This window comes from Halomonas sp. MCCC 1A13316 (assembly GCF_014931605.1).
Lineage (GTDB): Bacteria > Pseudomonadota > Gammaproteobacteria > Pseudomonadales > Halomonadaceae > Halomonas.
This window is the reverse complement of record NZ_CP053382.1, coordinates 1,973,960-1,990,517: the sequence shown is the minus strand read 5'-3', so window position 1 is coordinate 1,990,517 and position 16,558 is coordinate 1,973,960. Positions and strand designations below refer to the sequence as shown.

19 protein-coding genes and 2 tRNA genes are annotated in these 16,558 nt (G+C 62.0%); 6 read left to right on the top strand and 15 right to left on the bottom strand.

Features of this window, described 5'->3' with window-relative positions; translation table 11 throughout:
- The first annotated feature begins 53 nt into the window (after window positions 1–53).
- Window positions 54–1,637, top strand: coding sequence for a ribonuclease J (locus HNO52_RS09270; RefSeq protein WP_197569164.1), 1,584 nt, complete (start codon window positions 54–56; stop codon window positions 1,635–1,637).
- 119 nt (window positions 1,638–1,756) lie between these two features.
- Here the strand turns inward: HNO52_RS09270 and HNO52_RS09265 are convergent, their stop codons facing one another.
- From HNO52_RS09265 to mobA, 6 genes are all read right to left on the bottom strand, one after another.
- Window positions 1,757–2,047 (bottom strand): H-NS family histone-like protein, encoded by a 291-nt coding sequence (locus HNO52_RS09265; RefSeq protein WP_197568843.1) that lies wholly within the window; start codon window positions 2,045–2,047, stop codon window positions 1,757–1,759.
- A 154-nt stretch (window positions 2,048–2,201) separates the two neighbouring features.
- Complete coding sequence (gene moaA, locus HNO52_RS09260) at window positions 2,202–3,215, bottom strand: GTP 3',8-cyclase MoaA (RefSeq protein WP_442907168.1); 1,014 nt, start codon at window positions 3,213–3,215, stop codon at window positions 2,202–2,204.
- On the bottom strand, window positions 3,199–3,666 hold the full coding sequence (moaE, locus tag HNO52_RS09255; protein ID WP_197568842.1) for a molybdopterin synthase catalytic subunit MoaE: 468 nt from the start codon (window positions 3,664–3,666) through the stop codon (window positions 3,199–3,201). The genes moaA and moaE overlap by 17 nt, the downstream gene beginning before the upstream one ends.
- 5 nt (window positions 3,667–3,671) lie before the next feature.
- Window positions 3,672–4,481 (bottom strand): cyclic pyranopterin monophosphate synthase MoaC, encoded by an 810-nt coding sequence (gene moaC, locus HNO52_RS09250; protein ID WP_197568841.1) that lies wholly within the window; start codon window positions 4,479–4,481, stop codon window positions 3,672–3,674.
- Window positions 4,482–4,536: 55 nt separating this feature from the next.
- On the bottom strand, window positions 4,537–5,115 hold the full coding sequence (gene mobB / locus HNO52_RS09245; protein WP_197568840.1) for a molybdopterin-guanine dinucleotide biosynthesis protein B: 579 nt from the start codon (window positions 5,113–5,115) through the stop codon (window positions 4,537–4,539).
- The gene (mobA, locus tag HNO52_RS09240; RefSeq protein WP_197568839.1) at window positions 5,115–5,741 is read right to left on the bottom strand and encodes a molybdenum cofactor guanylyltransferase MobA; all 627 of its coding nucleotides are present in this window, start codon (window positions 5,739–5,741) and stop codon (window positions 5,115–5,117) included. Before mobA ends, mobB begins: the two co-directional genes overlap by 1 nt.
- A 142-nt stretch (window positions 5,742–5,883) precedes the next feature.
- Here mobA and HNO52_RS09235 point away from each other — a divergent pair, with 142 nt between their 5' ends.
- Complete coding sequence (locus HNO52_RS09235; protein ID WP_197568838.1) at window positions 5,884–6,465, top strand: cupin domain-containing protein; 582 nt, start codon at window positions 5,884–5,886, stop codon at window positions 6,463–6,465.
- A 45-nt stretch (window positions 6,466–6,510) separates the two neighbouring features.
- On the opposite strand, the gene HNO52_RS09230 is transcribed toward HNO52_RS09235, so the two are convergent.
- From HNO52_RS09230 to HNO52_RS09200, 7 genes are all read right to left on the bottom strand, one after another.
- On the bottom strand, window positions 6,511–7,752 hold the full coding sequence (locus HNO52_RS09230) for a uracil-xanthine permease family protein (RefSeq protein WP_197568837.1): 1,242 nt from the start codon (window positions 7,750–7,752) through the stop codon (window positions 6,511–6,513).
- Window positions 7,753–7,894: 142 nt separating this feature from the next.
- Complete coding sequence (upp, locus tag HNO52_RS09225) at window positions 7,895–8,524, bottom strand: uracil phosphoribosyltransferase (protein ID WP_197568836.1); 630 nt, start codon at window positions 8,522–8,524, stop codon at window positions 7,895–7,897.
- 85 nt (window positions 8,525–8,609) lie between these two features.
- On the bottom strand, window positions 8,610–9,305 hold the full coding sequence (ung, locus tag HNO52_RS09220; RefSeq protein WP_197568835.1) for a uracil-DNA glycosylase: 696 nt from the start codon (window positions 9,303–9,305) through the stop codon (window positions 8,610–8,612).
- 16 nt (window positions 9,306–9,321) lie between these two features.
- Window positions 9,322–9,801, bottom strand: a complete 480-nt coding sequence (gene gpt, locus HNO52_RS09215; protein WP_197568834.1) for a xanthine phosphoribosyltransferase — start codon at window positions 9,799–9,801, stop codon at window positions 9,322–9,324.
- 7 nt (window positions 9,802–9,808) lie between these two features.
- Window positions 9,809–10,354 carry an adenine phosphoribosyltransferase gene (locus tag HNO52_RS09210; protein WP_197568833.1) on the bottom strand — a complete coding sequence of 182 codons (546 nt, stop codon included), beginning with the start codon at window positions 10,352–10,354 and terminating at the stop codon, window positions 9,809–9,811.
- 22 nt (window positions 10,355–10,376) lie between these two features.
- Window positions 10,377–11,678 (bottom strand): NCS2 family permease, encoded by a 1,302-nt coding sequence (locus HNO52_RS09205; protein ID WP_197568832.1) that lies wholly within the window; start codon window positions 11,676–11,678, stop codon window positions 10,377–10,379.
- A gap of 202 nt (window positions 11,679–11,880) precedes the next feature.
- Window positions 11,881–12,510 (bottom strand): riboflavin synthase subunit alpha, encoded by a 630-nt coding sequence (locus tag HNO52_RS09200; protein WP_197568831.1) that lies wholly within the window; start codon window positions 12,508–12,510, stop codon window positions 11,881–11,883.
- Between the two features lie 435 nt (window positions 12,511–12,945).
- Here HNO52_RS09200 and HNO52_RS09195 point away from each other — a divergent pair, with 435 nt between their 5' ends.
- The 4 genes from HNO52_RS09195 to msrC all read left to right on the top strand — a co-directional run bounded on the left by HNO52_RS09195 (window position 12,946) and on the right by msrC (window position 16,211).
- Window positions 12,946–14,037, top strand: a complete 1,092-nt coding sequence (locus HNO52_RS09195) for a methionine ABC transporter ATP-binding protein (RefSeq protein WP_197568830.1) — start codon at window positions 12,946–12,948, stop codon at window positions 14,035–14,037.
- The gene (locus tag HNO52_RS09190; RefSeq protein ID WP_197568829.1) at window positions 14,018–14,671 is read left to right on the top strand and encodes a methionine ABC transporter permease; all 654 of its coding nucleotides are present in this window, start codon (window positions 14,018–14,020) and stop codon (window positions 14,669–14,671) included. Before HNO52_RS09195 ends, HNO52_RS09190 begins: the two co-directional genes overlap by 20 nt.
- A 25-nt stretch (window positions 14,672–14,696) precedes the next feature.
- Complete coding sequence (locus tag HNO52_RS09185) at window positions 14,697–15,518, top strand: MetQ/NlpA family ABC transporter substrate-binding protein (RefSeq protein WP_197568828.1); 822 nt, start codon at window positions 14,697–14,699, stop codon at window positions 15,516–15,518.
- A 207-nt stretch (window positions 15,519–15,725) separates the two neighbouring features.
- A complete protein-coding gene (gene msrC, locus HNO52_RS09180; RefSeq protein ID WP_197568827.1) occupies window positions 15,726–16,211 on the top strand; it encodes a free L-methionine (R)-S-oxide reductase MsrC in 486 nt (161 codons plus the stop codon).
- A gap of 72 nt (window positions 16,212–16,283) precedes the next feature.
- Here msrC and HNO52_RS09175 read toward each other — a convergent pair.
- Window positions 16,284–16,360 (bottom strand) — tRNA-Val (locus tag HNO52_RS09175).
- An 18-nt stretch (window positions 16,361–16,378) separates the two neighbouring features.
- Window positions 16,379–16,455, bottom strand: a tRNA-Val gene (locus tag HNO52_RS09170).
- Between the last annotated feature and the right edge of the window lie 103 nt (window positions 16,456–16,558).

Below are 16,558 nucleotides of genomic sequence, written 5' to 3'. Positions count from 1 at the left end.
GCCGCCGTTCCCCGCTTCATTTTCTGCCATTGGGGGGCTGCGGCGAGATCGGCATGAACCTGGGACTCTACGGGCACGAGAACGAATGGATTGCCGTCGATTGCGGCATGATGATTCGCCAGGATCTACCGGAAACGCCGCTGCAAGTACCGAGCCTGGAGACCCCCGAAGCACTCGGCATACAACCGATGGCCCTTGCCATTACCCATGGTCACGAGGACCATATCGGTGCTGTCGCCTGGTTGTGGCCCAGATGGCAATGCCCCGTCTATGCCACACCGCTGGCTGCCGGCCTGCTGCGGGCCAAGTTCCATGAGCGCGGCCTGAGCACCGATGCCATCCAGGTGATCGAGCCTGGCGAGGCCTTGGAGAGCGGCCCTTTTACACTGCGCTACCTGCCATTGACCCACTCGATACCGGAAAGCTGCGCCCTGCTGATCGCCGCCGGCGACTACCGAGTGCTGCATACCGGTGACTGGAAGCTCGACCCGGAGCCCTTGATCGGGGCGCCAATAAAGGGTTCGCTGTTTCGTGCCCTCGCTCCGGTCGATCTCGTGGTCGGGGATTCCACCAACGCTCCCATGCCGGGCCATTCGCGCAGCGAAGGTGAAGTGGCCAGGGCCCTCGAGAGTCGCTTGGCCCAATGTGCGGGACGCGTCGTGGTGACGTGCTTCGCCAGCAACTTGGCCCGAGTATTGGCCGTGGCCCGTGCCGCCGAACGCTGCGGACGCCGGGTCAGCCTGATGGGCCGGGCCATGGAGCGCATGGTGGCGGTGGCTCGTGGCCTAGGCTACCTGGACGACATGCCAGCACTGGTACCGGTAAGCGACCTTGGTTATCTCCCGCCGGAAGAAGTTCTGGTCATAGCTACCGGCAGCCAGGGCGAGCCACGTGCCGCCCTCAGCCGCCTGGCCAACGGCCGGCACCACAGCTTCGAGCTGATGGCGGGCGATACCGTCATTTTCTCGGCCAAGGCAATCCCCGGTAACGAGCGCCAGATCGAGCGCCTCAAGCATGCCCTGAGCCATCTCGACATTGCGATATGGGATGAATTCAATCATCCCGAGCTGCACGCCTCTGGCCACCCCGCCCAAGATGAGCTATGCACCTTCTACGGCTGGATAAAGCCGCGTCACCTACTGCCTGTTCATGGCGAACGCCGTCACCAGCAGGTACATCAGGAGCTGGCGGAATCGATGGGCATACAGGCACCGCTGGCACCGGTGAATGGCGATCTGATTCGGCTCGACGGGGATGGACTAAGCCTGGAATCGCGTCATCCGCAGCGCCCCTGCATCGTCAGCCAGAACGCAGTCACTCCACTGCCAGGGCTAACGGCGGAGCGAGGATCGTCACGCCATGGCATCCTACATCTCGCCCTTTCGGTCGCCGCGACAAGGACCGGCTGGACGCGTATCGGAAGACTCATGATGGATGCTCACCGAGTCAGCGCCATGGATGAAGATAGCTTTACCGATTGGCTCGACGAGCGCCTGGAGGAAGTCGAGGCGGAAACACTGGCTGAACTTCGTACCGCCCTGCAGCCCCTCATTACTTCCTGGCTGGGGCAGCACCTGCGTCAATTACCGGATGTTCACCTCCAGTTGATTGCCGTGGAGGTGCCTGCCTACCGCTGAACCTTTGGATCAAGCGCGGTAGAAAACAAAAGCAAGGTGAAGTCAGCAGATCGGGGGTGATGCCCCATGCATTACCCCCGACCCGATTTGCACGAGCAGACGATTCGTGCCCTGACGGCTCACGAACCGCTGGCATTCTTGGGCGGACGACCACGTCGACGGCGCGGCTGTTCTCCCACGAGATCTTCCACGGAGAGACCGGCATCAGTCATGGCCTCGCGGATCTCAGCCAGTTTCTTTTCCTTGTCCGCTTCTTCCTTTTTGCGGAGCTTCTCCTCTTCGTTTTTCTGCTCGATGACCTCGCCGATCACATCGGACAGCTTATGCAGCTGTTCCATGCTCAGCTGGCGAGCCGCGGCACGAGCCACGTTCTTGTTACGGGCGATGCGCTCCAGGGTTTCGCTGGACATTGGCCTCCTCCATGCAAGAAAACAACGAGTCAGCCATAAGGCTCACTCGTCAAAAGTATATGCCGAATTGCCGAATTGGCAAGAAAAGCCCTTTCCAACGCAAGGCCGATTAAAATGTAAGAAGGCGAGGAGAAAGTGGTCTTCTTATTGGTGCTCAGCCACCGGTCATGTTCATGAAGCGAACGATCTGTACATCGCCATCGGTAGTAAAATGATGACGCTCGGGCTTGAGCGGCAGAGCTGCGACGATAGCGCGCTTCAAGGCATCGATGTCGCCGGGATACTGGCGCAGCACGGCACGCAAATCGACGGAGTGCTCATTGCCCAGACATAGCAACAAACGACCTTCTGCAGTGACACGCACACGGTTGCAGCTAGCGCAGAAGTTATGGCTATGGGGAGAAATGAAACCGATGCGGCTGTCACTATCGACCATACGGTAATAGCGCGAAGGACCAAGCGTTGATTCGGCGGTGGGAATCAGCTCGTGGCGTTCTTCGATCAAGGCCTTCACGTCATCGCTCGAGCAGAAAGTCTCGGCGCGGGAGTGATCGGACACATCGCCCAGCGGCATCTCTTCGATAAAACTCAGGTCGACGCCTTCGGACCTGGCGAATTCCACTAGGTCGAGCACTTCGTCATCATTGCGCCCCTTGAGTATTACGGCATTGAGCTTGATGTGCTCGAAGCCGGCTTCACGCGCCGCACGCAGCCCACCCAGCACCTGTTCGAGGTCGCCGGTACGTGTCAACTGGCGAAAGCGCTGCGGGTCGAGGGTATCGAGGCTGATATTGAGCCGGCCCAGGCCAGCATCACGGAGGCGCCTGGCGTGCTTGACCAACCCAGCCCCGTTGGTGGTCATGGCAAGGTCGCGCAGCCCTTGCAGCTCGCTGGTCTGCTCGATCAGCTGGTCGATACCACGCCGCACGAGGGGTTCGCCGCCGGTCAAGCGGATTTTCTCCACCCCCATTTCTACGAACGCCCGTGCTACCATGCCTAGTTCTTCGATCGTCAGGATTTGCGCTCGAGGAAGGAAGGTCATTTCTTCGCTCATGCAGTAGACGCAACGAAAATCGCAGCGATCGGTGACGGAGATCCGCACATAGCGAACTCTTCTGCCGAAGCCATCGACCAATTCGGACGGCAAGGTCTCAGGGAATTTTGTCATCATCGCTCTCCCAGCGGCTGGCATCCCGGTGGTCCGAATCGCGCTCGGCAACCCAGTAGTCCCCGGTGATGCTATGCTCCTTTTTCCAAAAAGGGGCACGGGTCTTCAGGTAATCCATGATGAAGTCGCAGGCTTCGAAGGCCGCGCGGCGGTGAGCACTGGCGACCACTACCAACACGATAGGCTCTCCCGGGGAAAGGCGTCCAACCCGGTGGATGACGCGTATCCCCTGAAGCGGCCAGCGCGACTCGGCTTCCGCCACGATCTCCCCCAGGGCCGATTCCGTCATGCCAGGGTAGTGTTCAAGCGTCAGCGCGCTTACGTCGGGGCGCTCGTTGAAGTCGCGCACCAGCCCGGTGAAGCTGACGACTGCCCCGATGTCCGAACGTCCTTCCAGCAGCTGGCGTTGTTCACTACCGGCATCGAAGGGCGCCTCCTGTACCCGGATCATGCCGCTCAGCCTCCCGTTACCGGTGGGAAGAATGCCACTTCATCGTCGTTGGTAATCGGCGTCGGATCCAGCGCCATGACTTGATTCACCGCGCACAGCACCCGTTCCTCGCTCAGTCGTGCAAAGCGCGCATCGCGCTTCAACAGCGCGCTCTTCAACCCACCGACGTCGGTGCTCGGCAGCGTGTCGAGCGGCAGGGTCAGCTCGCTGACGCCGAGCCGTTCACGTAACTCGGCGAGAAATTTTACCCGGACGCAAGGCGAGTCGATATCGCAGCGAGTGCCCACCGACACCTGGCCCGCGGTGCCTTCTCCGGTGACGATCGGAGCTGCTGTTACGCTTGACTGGCGCTGATAGTCGCCCGATTTTCCGCCACGCTTGACATCGAGGTGAATGGCACCGATCTCCATCTCCTTGTCCACGGCCTTGCACATGTCATAGAGCGTCAGGCAAGCCACCGAGACCGCTGTCAGCGCCTCCATTTCCACCCCGGTACGGCCGTTGAGGCGGCAGGTGGCAATCACTTCGACCCGGTGATTCTCCTCGTCCAGGCAAAAGTCGATCGCCACCTTCGACAGTGGCAACGCATGGCACAGCGGAATCAGCTCATGGGTTCGCTTGGCGGCCTGGATGCCGGCGATACGCGCAGTCGCCAGTACGTCGCCCTTGGGCAGCCCGCCTTCGCTGAGCAGTGTCAGCGTTTCAGGCTTCATCTGGATATGACCGGAAGCAATCGCCTCGCGGCGACTTTCGGCCTTGTCGGCGACGTCGACCATGTGGGCCTCGCCGCGCTGGTTGAGATGGGTCAGACTCATGTGAGGCAGCCTCGGATTCAGTTGTTCGGATACAGGTTCGAAGCAGGACAGTAGATCAATTCAAGCATCGCGGCACCCGCTCTTCCGGCCAGCGCGACGGCCAGGCGGCAACCCACTCGGCGATGCCCTCCAGATCGTCCAGATCGAGCCAATCGACACCGGCCGGCACATTGAGTGGCGGCTGACTGGCCACTGCCTTGACCCAAGGATCTTCAGCCACGCGCAGCGTCTTGCCGACCTCTTCGCGATAGAGCTCGAGCTTGGGCATGGGCCATGCCTTGAAGCCCTCCACCAGTACCAGGTCCGGGCGCTGGGGGCGTAGCGTCTCGATCAGCTGCGCAAGGTCAGCCTCTTCTTGCTCGGGCGTTTCCATCATCATGGCCCACCTGGCCCGGGAGGCAACCAACATCGGCGCGGCCCCCGCCTGGCGCAGGCGATGGCTGTCCTTGCCCGGCTGATCGACGTCGAAACCGTGGTGGGCATGCTTGATCACCGCCGTATGCAACCCACGTGCCGTAAGGCGCGGCAACAGCTTCTCGAGCAGCGTGGTCTTGCCGGTCCCGCTCCAGGCGGCAATGCCGAGCAGCGGCAAGGCAACGTCGAGGCTCAGTGGGGCATGCTGAGGTTGTGACATCAGGGGCGTCTCTCCTCGTCAAGGCGCGTCTCAAGGCGCCGCTTGTCCTCTTCGCTATTGAGATTGCCGAAAGCTTCGGGGCAATCGCTGAAATCCACGCGGGTCCAGGCGTGACGCTCGTACCAGCGGCCGACCTTGCGCTCTCCCGCCGCAAGGGCGGCATGCAGGTCATCCGCCAGCGCTCGCTCCAGCAGTACCACGACCGGATGCAAGCGCTCACCGTCATGAGCCACGGCGATACGATGGTGACCGACTCCAGCCACCATCCTGTCCACTAGTTCTGACGGCAGTTCCGGCGTATCGCAGGGTACGACCAGCACCCAGGGCGTGGTGGCCGCACGCAGGCCACTGTAGATCCCCATCAGTGGCCCCTGGAAGCCGCCTTCGGCGTCAATCACGACTCGATCGGCAAGGCACCGGTAGCGCTCGAGATGGCGATTGGCACTGATCAGCACCTCGGCGACCCTGCCCGCCAGGCGCTCACGAACATGAGCAGCCAGCGAAACACCTCCCAACGACTCCAGCCCTTTGTCGCGGCCGCCCATGCGACGACCCTGACCACCGGCCAGAATCAGGCCGGTAACATCGGTCAGTGGGTTCGGTACGCTGGCGGGTCGATCGGACATATCCTCCATGATGCCTTAGCCGGCACGCCGGTGCCATGGCCATTAAGCCAATCGCCCGCCTGCCATGATCCGGATCATCTTATACATGGAGGCGACAGCAGGTATCATGTGTCAAACAAATCGAACGACCCTGGACCTGACGATGGATGGATTTGATGTGGGGACCCGCCTGCGCGAATTACGCAAGGCGCGCAAATTGTCCCAACGAGAGCTGGCCAAACGAGCCGGCGTCACCAACAGCACCATCTCGCTGATCGAGCAGAACAGCGTCAGCCCTTCGGTAAGCTCACTGAAGAAGATCCTCGATGCCTTGCCGGTATCGATCAGCGCCTTCTTCGCCGGCGACGAGCCCTCCGCACCGCGTGCCTTCTACCCTGCCGCCGAGCTCACCGAAATAGGCGACGGCCACCTGTCATGGCGTCTGGTGGCGGCACGCCGCCCCGATCGCAGCATGTCGATCATCCACGAGCGTTACCCGCCCGGAGCCGACACCGGCGATGAAATGCTCGAGCACGACGGTGAGGAAGGTGGCGTAGTGGTGGAAGGCGAGATCGAACTCACCGTAGCCGGCGAAGCACGCCTGCTACGCGCCGGCGACGCCTACTACTTCGACTCACGCCTGCCCCACCGCTTCCGCAACGTCAGCGATGAGGAGTGCGTCATCGTCAGTGCCAACTCCCCGCCGACCTTCTCTGAAGGTGGCAGGGAGCAGCATCATAGCTAGCTTCGAAAACTGGCTGCGCTCGCCGACTTTTCAAACGAAGCTATGTCACTCCTCCTCGGCGCGGGGCAGCACCCAGTTGAGTACGATGCCCACCAGCGCCGCCAGGCTCACACCCTGCAGCGTGAACTGTCCGCCACCGAACTGCATGCCGCCGATGCCGAACACCAGGATCAACGACACCACGACCAAGTTGCGCGGCGCGGTCAGCGAATGCCCGGCGCGAACCAGGGTATTCATACCCACCACCGCGATGGAGCCGAACAGCAGGGTCATGATACCCCCCATCACCGGACCGGGAATGGTCTGCAGCAACGCGCCGAGCTTGGCGACGAAGGCCAGTCCGACGGCGCAGCAGGCGGCTACCACCATGATCCTGGGATCGAATGCCCGCGTCAGCGTTACTGCCCCGGTCACCTCCGAGTAGGTAGTGTTGGGCGGACCGCCGAACAGCGCCGCGGCGGAAGTCGCCAACCCGTCGCCCAGCAGGGTGCGGTGCAGCCCCGGTTTCTCCAGGTAGTTCTGGCGGGTGACCGAGCCGATGGCGATCATGTCACCGATGTGTTCGACGGCAGGCGCAATGGCCACCGGAATCATGAACAGGATCGCCGCCCAGTGGAAACTCGGCGCGGTAAACGCGGGCACGGCCAGCCATGCCGCCTCATGCACCGGCGTGAAGTCCACCAGGCCCATCATCAGCGCCATGCCATAGCCCACCAGAATACCGCCCATGATCGGCACCAGCCGCAGCAGGCCACGCCCGAAAACGGCCAGTACCAGCGTGACCAGCAGGCTGGCCATCGACAGCAGTATGGCAGGCCCATAGTCGATATGGTCGCTGGTCTCACCGGTAGCCATGCTCACCGCTACCGGGGCCAACGCGAGGCCGATCACCATGATCACCGGTCCCACCACTACCGGCGGCAGCAGGCGGTGCAACCAGGCCGTGCCCTTCATGCGCACCGCCTGGGAGATTGCCACGTAGACCAGCCCCGCCGCCATCAGCCCTCCCATGGTGGCGGGCACGCCGAAGTTGGCCACCGAGCCCTGGATCGGCGCGATGAAGGCAAACGACGAGGCCAGGAAGACCGGCACGGTGACCCGGGTCACGCCGTGGAACAGCAGGGTCCCGATCCCGGCAGTGAACAGCGCCACACTGGGGTCGAGCCCGGTCAGCAGCGGCACCAGCACCAAGGCGCCAAAGGCGACGAAGAGCATCTGCGCCCCGGTCAGGAGAATCCTGGGCAGGGATTCAGTCGGCGCCTGCGCAGCCGCCACGTGTTCGCTCATGGGAAGCTATCCTTCTTTTGTGTCGTTGATCGAATGAAGGCATCCTGCCCAGAAAAACGCCCCTGGATTACGATCTCAGGGGCAGCATCTTGCCGTTTTTGCCAATTAACCTCGCCGAGCGCAGGCAGGTTGATGGCAAAAATCACCTCGTGCCGAATATCTTGTCGCCCGCGTCGCCCAGTCCCGGCACGATATAGCCGTGCTCATCGAGGTGGTCGTCGACGGCGGCGGTATAGATCTCGATGTCGGGATAGGCATCCTGCACCCGCTTGATGCCTTCGGGAGCCGCCACCAGAACGATCACTTTCATCTGCTGGCAGCCGCGTTCGCGCAGCATATCGAGCGTCGCCACCATGGTGCCGCCGGTCGCCAGCATGGGGTCGATGACGATGGCCATGCGCTCGTCCAGATCGCCGGCGAACTTGGCGAAATAGGGCACCGGCTGCAGCGTCTCCTCGTCACGATAGAGCCCCACCACGCTGATCCGTGCACTCGGGATCAGGTCGGTCACGCCGTCGAGCATGCCGAGCCCGGCACGCAGGATCGGCACGATGGTCACTTTCTTGCCCTTGAGCAGCTTTACCGGAATCGGCTCACCGCTCCAGCCGTCGATAGCCTGCTCTTCCAGCTCCAGATCCTGGGTCGCCTCGTAGGTGAGCAGCTTGGCCAGCTCACCGGCCAGCTCACGAAAGCTCTTGGTGCTGATGCCGGCTTCACGCATCAGACCCAGCTTGTGCTGGACCAGCGGATGTTGAATGGCGTGGACGCTCATGAAGGACCTCTTGGCGTGGGGGTGGAATGACTCTTTCATTGCCGGGACGAATCGCGCGTCATTTTACCCTCATCCCGTAGAGAGGTTAAGGCGCAGCTTCAGGTATCGCGGGAAGCTGCCAATCGATTGGCTCGCGTCCGTTTGCCACGAGGAACGCATTGGCCCGGGAAAAATGGCGATTGCCGAAGAAGCCTCTGTGCGCCGAGAGCGGCGAAGGATGAGGCGATTCCAGCACCAGGTGTCGCGACGTATCAATCAGCGCCTTCTTCTGCCTGGCATGGCTACCCCACAGCAGAAACACGCAGGGCTCGGCATGGGCATTGACGACCTCGATGGCACGGTCGGTGAAGGGTTCCCAGCCCTTGCCGCGATGCGAACCGGCATTGCCCTGCTCTACCGTTAACGAGGTGTTGAGCAACAGCACGCCCTGACGCGCCCAGTACTCGAGATTGCCATGATCGACCGGTTGGAAGCCGACGTCGGCGACCAATTCCTTGTAGATATTGACCAGCGACGGCGGCGTTGCCACCCCGGGCATCACCGAGAAGCACAACCCATGGGCCTGGTTGGGGCCGTGGTAGGGGTCCTGGCCCAGGATGACCACCTTGACCCGCTCCAGTGGCGTCAGTTCGAACGCCCGAAACCAGTTCGTGGAGTGAGGATAGATGACCTTCCTGGCCGACTTCTCAGCAGCCAGGAAATCACGCAGCGCTTGCATGTATGAGGCCTCGAACTCGCCCCCCAGCCAGCGCTGCCAGCTCTCCGGTAATGGACAGTTCATGGTGCGCTCGACTCGCTTATCGCTTGACCTGATCGACCAGGGGCTCGACGTAGGCGACCCCCATGTCCCATGGAAACTGGATCCAGCAGTCCTGAGCCACCTCGGTCAGGTACTGATCGACCAGCGGCCGCCCCTCCGGCTTGGCGTAGACGGTGACGAAGTGCGCCTTGGGCAGCATCTCGCGCACCTTGCGCGCCGTCTTGCCGGTATCGACCAGATCATCGACCAGCAGCCAGCCGTCACCGTCATGATCCACGCCCTTCATGACTTCCAGCCCACCCTGGTCCATGTGGTCGTAGCTGCTGATGCAGACGGTATCGATCAGTCGGACATTGAGCTCGCGAGCGAACAGGGCCGCCGGAATCAGACCGCCCCGGGTAATTGCCACGATGCCCTTGAAGTCGCGCTCGACCAGGCGGTGACAGAGTTCGCGCACGTCTCGATGCAACTGATCCCAGGAAACGGTGAAGTGCTGATGATAACGGGCGTTGCTCATGGTGGTGTCACTCGTCCTCATTGAAGGAACAGACCGCAAAGACGCCGAAACCGGCCTCGCGAATCCTGGACGACCCGCCGATCTCGGGCAGGTCGATGATGGTAGCGGTCTCGACCACTTGGCCACCCGAGCGAGTAATGAGCTTGGCGGCGGCCAGCATGGTACCGCCGGTGGCGATCAGATCATCCATGATCAGGATCCTGTCACCCTGGCGAAATGCATCGGAATGCAGCTCCACCTCGGACTGCCCGTACTCGAGCGTGTAGGTCTCGCTGATAGTGCGAAATGGCAGCTTGCCCTTCTTGCGTACCGGCACGAAGCTGCAGCCCAGCTCGTAGGCAACCGGCGCCCCGATGATGAAGCCCCGCGCGTCGATGGCAGCGATCGCATCCAGCTCCATGTCCTGGTAGCGATGCACGAAGCTGTCAATCAGCTTGCGGAAGGCCGAGCTGTTCTGCAGCAGCGGGGTGATGTCGCGGAAATTTACCCCCTGCTGCGGCCAGTCGGGGACGGTTCGGATCACGGACTTGATGTAGTCGCCGTAAATGCTCATCGCAGCTCTCGGTGAGGAAGTGTCAGTCTAGGAACAGGAACTTCAATACGAACAGAATCGCCAGTATGACCACGGCCGGGTTCAGGTCACGGAAGCGGCCGGAGAGGGTCTTGATAGCAGCGTAGCTGATGAAGCCCAGCGCAATGCCTTCGGCGATGGAGAAGGTCAGCGGCATGGCCAGCGCGGCAATCAATACCGGGGCGGCATCGGTCGGGTCGTCCCAGTTGGCGTGGGCCAGGCTACCGGCCATCAGCACCGCGACGTAGAGCAGTGCACCAGCCGTGGCATAGGCCGGGATCGAGCCCGCCAACGGTGCGAAAAACAGGCTGATCAGGAACAGCGCGGCCACTACCACGGCAGTCAGCCCGGTACGACCGCCCGAGACGATACCGGCGGTGGACTCGATGTAGCTGGTAGTGGTCGAGGTACCCAGCACGGCACCTGCCATGGAGGCACTACTGTCGGCCATCATCGCGCGACCCAGGCGCGGCAGCTTGCCATCCTTGTCGAGCAAACCACCCTTGTGGGCCACGCCCACCAGCGTACCGGAGGTATCGAACAGATCGACGAACAGGAAGGCGAAGATCACGCTGAGCATGGCCACATCGAGTGCACCCGCGAGATCCATCGCCATGAAGGTCGGCGCAATGGAAGGCGGCATCGACATCAGCCCGCCGTACTCATTATGCCCGAGCAGAATCGCCACCACGGTCACGCCGATGATACCGATCATCACCGCTCCGGTGACGTTGAGGTATGCCATGGCGGTGATGGCGAAGAAGCCCAGCAGTGCATAAATGGCAGCGGGCTCGGAGAGGTCGCCGAGCGCCACGTAGGTGGCCGGGTTCGCTACCACGATGCCGGCGTTCTTCAGTGCGATCATGGCCAGGAACAGACCGATACCTGCAGCGATCCCCAACCGCAATGAGAGTGGAATGGAGTTGATGATCCACTCCCTGATCTTGAAGATACTGAGCAGGAAGAAGCAGAAACCTGAAAGGAACACGGCACCCAGCGCCGCCTCCCAGGTGTAGCCCATGCCGAGCACGACGCCATAGGTGAAGAAGGCATTGAGCCCCATGCCGGGCGCCTGGGCGATCGGGTAGTTCGCCCATAGCCCCATGATCAGACAACCGACGGCTGCAGCCAGGCATGTCGCGACGAACACCGCGCCGTAATCCATCCCCGCCTCGGAGAGAATGCTGGGGTTGACGAAAATGATGTAGGCCATGGTCAGGAACGTGGTGATCCCGGCAATGACCTCGGTCTTCACGCTGGTATTGTGCTCTGTCAGCTTGAAGTGTCTATCGAGGAGATTCTTCATTTTTGGCATTCCTGCGCACTGGGGCTGGTTATCGGCCTGGGAGCGAGAAAAGCCGCACATGGTACCCAAAGGCTGACGACGATGCGAGGTCGCCCCTGAACGCCATGCCGCGGCACGGTTCGCTCTGTATAAGCAAACTCTGCGCCAGGCGCCAGCGCGGCTACCAACGCAGACTTGACGAAACGGTCATTTGAACCAGAAATCAACCACCGCGCGATGCGAGCACACGCTCGACCGTCTCGACGATGGCCTGGGTCTGCGGGTCGATCTCGATGTTGACTCGGTCACCCGGTACGCGGTCGACCAATATGGTGCGCTCCAGCGTCTCGGGAATCAGGTCGACGCAGAAGCGTGGACCGTGCTCGACCGTGGCACGCCGAACCTCGCCTATCGTCAGGCTGATGCCGTCGACACCGATGTAGCCCTTGTCGAACAGGAAGCGCCCCAGCGCATGGGGCACCTCGAACCAGAGCCGGCGGTTGTTGGGCGCCTGATCCAGCTCCACCAACTCCGCCATGGCCATGACGTGCCCGGACATCGCATGGCCGCCGATCTCGTCACCGAAGCGCGCCGCCCGTTCGATATTGACGCGATCCCCTTCTTGCAACGCACCGAGATTGGTCACGCGCAGCGTTTCGCGCATCAGGTCGAAGCTTACCCGTTCGCCTTCGACGGCGGTGACAGTCAGGCAGACCCCGTTGTGAGACACCGAGGCACCGAGTTCGAGGCCTTCGCGCAACTGCTCAGGCAGGCTTACCACATGGGTACGGAATGCCTCCGCCTCGTTGATGGCGACGATTTCGGCCGTCCCCTGCACGATGCCTGTGAACATGACGCCTCCTGGGCAGCCCCTGCCGGGGCGAGAGTAGATGAGTTCCGCAGTGTAAGAATTCGGCAACGAAACGTCCATTGGCACGGGGTACAATCGGTCACGCGCGCGACAGAACGAAGACATGCGAAAAGCGCATGTTATAGCATTTCTTCCTGAATAATGGACCAACGAGTGCAAACATACACCAATGCATTGACAGCATGCCTCTATGGTCCTAGTATTCGCCATCACATTTCAGGCGCCGATTTGTACCCGGATTGCGGGCGCCCACGCCGACGGGAAAGGGGATTACTCCATTCCCGACGACGTGAAGTGCAGCTAAAAGGGTGTGTCCAGCGTTGATGGCCACCCGACAGGGTGGCCTTTTTTCTTTTCGGCTATCCATCTGGCTATCGCTGCGCCCGCCTCACCGGGAACGGCCTCTCAGGAAGCCAGATGATCACGCTACGCAACGTTTCCAAGACCTATCATCTCGCCGGCCCCAGAAGCCGGCAGCCGTTCACTGCGCACCGAAAAGACACCTCGTCCCGGACGATCGAGGCGCTCAGAAACGTCGACCTACATGTCCCCCAGGGCAGCATTCACGGCGTCATCGGCCTGTCCGGCGCCGGCAAGTCGACCTTGATCCGCTGTGTCAACCTGCTCGAGCGCCCGACGAGCGGCAGCGTTGTCGTTGACGGTCAGGAGATGACCGACCTCTCCTCCACCGCGCTCAACCAGGCGCGGCACCGCATCGGCATGATCTTCCAGCATTTCAATCTGCTGACGACACGCAACGTCTTCGACAATGTCGCCCTGCCCCTTGAGCTGATGGGCGTGAAGCGCGCCGCCATTCGCGAACGCGTACTGCCGCTGCTCGAGCTCACCGGCCTCTCCGACAAGGCGCGCCAGTACCCGGCCCAGCTCTCCGGCGGGCAGAAGCAGCGCGTGGCCATCGCCCGAGCACTGGCCAGCGAGCCCCGCGTGCTGCTGTGCGACGAGGCGACCTCGGCGCTGGACCCGCAGACAACCGGCTCGATCCTGACCCTGCTGCGCGAGATCAACCAGAAGCTCGGCCTGACCATCCTGCTGATCACCCACGAGATGGAAGTGGTCAAGTCGATCTGCCACCGGGTCAGCCTGATATCGGACGGCGAGCTGGTCGAGGAGGCCGACGTGGGCGATTTCTTCACCGCCCCGCGCACCCGGCTCGGCCGTGAGTTCCTCAACGACTTTCTTCAGCTCGAGCCGCCCAAGGCCCTGGTGGAAAGACTCGAGGTCGAACCGGGCGAGCATACCCATCCCGTGGTGCGCCTGGCCTTCTCCGGGGACGCCGTCTCCACACCGCTGATCTCGCGCCTGGCGCGGGAATGCGGCGTGGACGTGAGCATCCTTCAGGCCAAGGTGGAATCGATCCAGGAACGCACCTTGGGACTGATGATCGCCGAACTGCTGGGCACGCCGCAGCAAACTCGGCGCGCCATCGACTATCTCGAAACCCATGATCTTCACGTGGAGGTGCTCGGCCATGTCCAGCGCGATGATTGATCTGATCCTGCAAGCGACCCTGGACACGCTCTACATGGTCGCCGTCTCGGGTGTGATCTCGGCCCTGCTCGGCATGCCGCTGGGCGTAATGCTCTACGTCACTCGCCCGCGCCAGATCCTTGCACGTCCGGCACTCAACCAGGTGCTGGGCATGGTCACCAACATTGGCCGCTCGATACCTTTCATCATTCTGATGGTGGCCATTATCCCCTTTACGCGCATCATCGTCGGTACCTCCATCGGCACCAATGCGGCTATCGTGCCGCTGACCCTCGCCGCCATTCCCTTCGTCGCACGTCTGGTCGAGGGTGCGCTCAATGAGATACCGCCGGGCCTGGTCGAGGCTGCCCAGTCGATGGGTGCCACGCCCCACCAGGTGATTACCAAGGTACTGCTGCCGGAGGCACGTGGCGGCATCATCACAGGGCTGACGATTACCGTGGTCACCCTGGTGAGCTATTCGGCCATGGCCGGAGCCGTGGGTGGTGGCGGCCTGGGCGATCTGGGCATCCGCTACGGCTACAACCGCTTCAACCCCACCATCATGCTGATCACCGTGGCCATCCTGGTGGTCATGGTGCAGGGCTTCCAGAGCCTGGGGGATTATCTGGTACGCAAATCGGATCGCAAGTGACGCAACATCCAAGGAGAACGACCCAATGCAAGCAACCCTGACCCGCATGCTCGGCGCCGCCACCCTGCTCGGCACTCTCGCCACTGCCAGCCTGATTGCCGGCTGCGGCAACGACGAGGCCGAATCGCGCTCGATCAAGGTCGGCACCATGTCCGGCCCGGAGTCGGAAGTCATGGAAGTGGCGGTCCAGATCGCCAAGGATCGTTACGATCTCGAGGTCGAGATCATCGAGTTCACCGACTACGTCTCGCCCAATGCGGCGCTGGCCGATGGCAGCCTCGACGCCAATGCCTTCCAGCACGAACCCTACCTGCAGAGCATGATCGACGATCGCGACTATGATCTGGCCGTGGCCGGACGCACCTTCGTCTATCCGATCGGCGCCTACTCCGAGAAGCACGACAGCATCGAGGAGCTGCCGGAAGGCGCCATCATCGCCCTGCCCAACGACCCTACCAACGGCGGCCGCGCGATGATCCTGATGCACAACGCCGGCCTGATCGAGCTTGACGATCACGAGAACCTCGAAGCCACGCCGGTCAACGTGGTCGAGAATCCGCATGATTTCCAGTTCCGCGAGATCGAGGCAGCCCAGCTGCCACGCGTGCTGCAGGACGTCGACCTGGCCTTCATCAACAATACCTTCGCCCAGCCGGCCGGCCTGAAGCTGGACGACGCTCTGATCAAGGAGGGCCCCGAGTCGCCCTACGTCAACCTGATCGCTGTGCGCGCGGGCGACGAGGAGCGTGAGGAGATCCAGCAACTGGTTTCGGCCTACCAGAGCGAGGAGGTGGCAGCCAAGGCCAAGGAGCTGTTCGACGGTGGCGCCGTGCCCGGCTGGGAGTGACACCGAGGAGTTTCGCCATCTGAACGACAACGGGCCGACGCATGACGTCGGCCCGCTTGCTTAGCAAAGCCGGTCACGGTTCAATCGATCTTCTGCTCGACCTTGTCGATGCGACCTTCCAGGCTCTGGCCCAACGGGTATCCTTAGCCGAAAGCTAGTGTCGCCACGGACATTGTTCAAACCCCGAATCCGAGCACAGGAGACCCCATGGCATCGACCGCGCCCGACTACGCCTTGCTTGCCCGACAGCTCGAAGCATTGCTGGATAGCGACGACTGGCTGGTCAACACTGCTCAGGCATGCGCCTTCATCATGCAACAGGTGCCGGAGCTCAACTGGGCGGGTTTCTACTTGCAGCGCCAGCCCGAGCTGCTCACCCTCGGTCCCTTCCAGGGCAAGCCCGCCTGCAACCCGATCCCGTTCAGCAAGGGCGTGTGTGGCGCGGCCGCCCGCGGTCGACAGGCCCAGCGCGTCGACGACGTTCACACTGTTGCCGACCACATCGCCTGCGATGCCGCCTCAAACTCCGAGCTGGTGGTACCGGTCATGCGAGAGGGAACGCTGTGGGGCGTGCTTGATCTGGACAGCCCACGCCATGCCCGCTTCAGCGATGAGGATCAGGCCGGCATCGAAGGGCTGGTCGCGATCTTCGTCGAACGCACGAACCTGCCTGATCATCTCACTTCGCAGTAATCCTCACACGCCTGGCCAGGCCGAAAAAGCAGAACGCCCCGAGGCGCTGAGCCTCGGGGCGTTCCGGGGTGCTGGTAGGACCAAGCGGATTTGAACCGCTGACCTCCACGATGTCAACGTGGCGCTCTAACCAACTGAGCTATGGTCCTGAAAATCGCTGGGAAAGCTGGTAGGACCAGGCGGATTTGAACCGCCGACCTCCACGATGTCAACGTGGCGCTCTAACCAACTGAGCTATGGTCCTGCTTCCGATTTCCCGCGGCTGACGCGCACTCCTACTCAATTCAAAACGCATCGGCAACCTGTTGCAAGCAGACCTTCGCTGCTGCAACGGATGCATATCATAC